This window comes from Algoriphagus mannitolivorans DSM 15301 (genome assembly GCF_000429425.1).
Classification (GTDB): Bacteria; Bacteroidota; Bacteroidia; order Cytophagales; family Cyclobacteriaceae; genus Algoriphagus; species Algoriphagus mannitolivorans.
In genome coordinates, this window is sequence record NZ_AUBV01000020.1 from 1 (window position 1) to 2,940 (window position 2,940).

Consider the following 2,940-nt stretch of genomic DNA (forward strand, 5'->3'; position numbering starts at 1 on the left):
ATCTCATACTGCTTGGTCGGGTCCGGAAACGCCTCCAGCACCAATTCCGATCTTCTGTTCAGCTGATGGTTCGCCTCCGAGCACGGCTTGCCGTTCCCGCAGTCGTTGGTCAGCTGGCTCTCGCCAAACCATTCCAGACGTACCCGGTCCGCACTGATGCCTTTGGCGCCCAGATACTCAGTCACCGCCTTCGCCCGGTTGTTGGACAGGCGGATGTTGTATTCGTCACTCGCTCTGGAGTCCGTGTGGCTGGCCACCAGCAGATCCAGGAAGCTGTATTTCTGCATCAGCTCGGCCAGCTTGTCCAGGGCCGGAGCTGCATCCTTGCGGATCGCAAACTTGTCCAGGTCGTAGTACACAATGTCCACGTGCACCGGTAGCTGGTAGGGTATCGGAACCAAACGGTACTCCCGCTTCAGCGTGTCGCCTGCAAAGCCTTTCGTGGTGATCCCCTCGTCGGTCAGCGGGAAGTAGCCCGGCTTGCTGATCGTCAGCCCGAAGTCACTCTCCGGCTCCAATTGGGCCGTCAGCTCCCCTTGGCCGTTTCTGGCCGTCGGAACCATGATCCCCTGGGTCTTGTCCCGGAACGTCGCCAGATAGCTGTCCGTGATCACCTTGCCGTTACAGTCCAGTACTTTGGCCAAAAACTGCTTGTACATCTCCTGGGCCATATACAGGTCATCCAGACCCATGCCTCCCTGTCTGTTGGAGGAAAAGTATACCGTCCGGTCTTTATCCTCCCGGTAGGAAAAGTCATCGGCCAGTGAGTTGACCGGCTCGCCCATGTTCCTCGGGCTGCTGATCGAAGCGGACGTATAGTTCGCCTCGAAAATGTCCAGTCCTCCCAGACCCGGATGGCCGCTGCTGGAAAAGTAAAACTTGTTGCCCTTGCGGAACGGATATACCTCGTTGCCCGGGGTGTTTACTCCCGCTCCCAGGTTTACCGGCTGGCTGAACGTCAGGCTGTCGCCCGATACACGGTATTCACTGTAGTACAGGTCATACCCACCGCTGCCTCCCGGCATGTCCGAGGCAAAGTACAGCCGCCCAGCTTCCTCATCCACAAACGGATGCATCACCGAGTAGCCCAGCGAGTCGTTGTACGGAAACGCCCGGCCTGCTTCCAGACTGCCGTCCCCATTCACCTTGCTGTAATAAATCTCCGGCTGAACCGTGTGTGCTCTTCTTTTCTTCACCTTGGGAATGTCACGCGTCACCGAGTAAAACAACAGCTTGTCCTTCACCGAATAGCTCGGATCCGAAAAGTTCTTCGTCCCCGGAACCCCAGAAACCACCGCGCTGATATTGCCAGACTTGTCCGCCTTGTACACTGTCAGGTAGCCCCGGTCGGTGATGTCATTCTTCTCCTCACTGTAGATCCTGTTCCTTCCGTCAATCCGGATCGCCGGCATCTCGCTCGGATAGCTTCCTCCCCGGTCCGAAACAAAGTATCGGTTCCCCTCCCCGTCCAGAGACAGACCAAAGTCAGTCTCTGTACTGTTCAGTCCCGACATCGACTCTGCCTTCAGCTTCCGCGTTCCCAGCGGTACGCTCGTCGGGCTCACGCCCAGACTGTCCGCATTCAGCCCCTTGGCCTGGATGATTCCCGTCGCTTCCTGATAACTGTCCGCCAGAATCCCCGTGCGGAGCAACTGACGGTAGTCCTCTGCGGTCGCCTCTTCATAGCCCGAAACAGTCTTCCACCACCCATAGGCTCCACGGTAGTCCCGGATCATGTCCGAAGCCTTCGCCGCCTTGACGGCCGTACTGTAGTTCGGCTTCTTGGCATACGCCTCGGTGTACATATCCAGCGCATGCTGGTAATTCATCTGCGCCATCTGGTCATCCGCATAGCGGACTTTCGCCTTCTGGGCCTCTGTTATTCCGGTGGCCCCGATCAGCAGACCTGCCGCCATAGTCAATATTGTCAGTGTCTTTTTCATAATCAGAACCATCTTTGGTTTTTCATCGTCGCCTTTCTCGGAATCATGTAATAGCCCACCGAAAACTCATGGGAGTTGCTCCGGTAGTCCTGAAGCACGTTCAGGTTGTGGTCGTATGCATAACCCAAACGGAGACGGTCCGTGGCAAAGATCTCGATGATCGCCGCCACCGCATTCCGGTTAGACAGGTTCTCCTCCAGATTCTCGTTCCAGATCTTCATGTTGCTCCGGTAACTGCCTCCCAACCAGATCCTGTTGTAAAACAGAAACATCGCATTCAGGTCATAATTCGTCGGAGCGCCCTTCACTTCCTTCACCAGAAAACTCGGCTTGAATGCCACCACATCGGAAAACTCAAACAGGGCTCCTGCTGTCAGGTAGTAGTGGAAATCATGATACGCCAAGGCGATATCTTCCTTCTCCAATGCCCGCTTGCCGATCATGTTGTACACACTGAATCCCGCATAGAACTTCGGCGTATGGAAAAACAATCCCGAGTTCAGGTTCGGAGTAAACATATTCACCGTACCCTGAGGTATCTCCGGATCATTCGGATCATTCGGATCCAGCATCGTCCCGTCTATGCTGTACTGGCTCGCCCCGACACTTACACCAAGACCCAGATGGCTCTTCGCCCCCGTCTGAATCCGGTAAGCATACGTCAGCAAACCCCCGGTCGTGCTCGCAGGTCCCAACTGGTCGCTCAGCAGCGAAAATCCAAAACCCATCGTCCCCTCGTTGGCCGACATATCCGCCGTCACCGTGAAGGTCTTCGGTGCTCCAGGAAAACTCACCCACTGGCTGCGATAAGTGCTCTGCAAATAGGGCTCCCCCTTGTATCCCGCATATCCCGGGTTTACATGCAAGCCGTTGAAAATGTACTGGCTGAACTGTGGAAGTTGCTGCCCAAAACTTCCCCCGGTCGCTAATACCGCAACCAGAAGAGTTATACACGTGATTTTAAAAGTCCTTTTCATCGATTTCCTGTTTAGTCTTT

Annotated in this window: 2 protein-coding genes; both read right to left on the reverse strand. The window is 55.4% G+C overall.

Annotated features, from left to right (window positions below; all coding sequences use genetic code 11):
- Positions 1-1,943 (reverse strand): OmpA family protein (locus tag G458_RS0116835; RefSeq protein ID WP_245579287.1); only part of this gene is annotated, 1,943 nt, incomplete at its 3' end.
- A 2-nt stretch (positions 1,944-1,945) separates the two neighbouring features.
- Positions 1,946-2,920 carry a PorP/SprF family type IX secretion system membrane protein gene (locus tag G458_RS0116840; RefSeq protein WP_026952928.1) on the reverse strand — a complete coding sequence of 325 codons (975 nt, stop codon included), beginning with the start codon at positions 2,918-2,920 and terminating at the stop codon, positions 1,946-1,948.
- Positions 2,921-2,940: the final 20 nt, after the last annotated feature.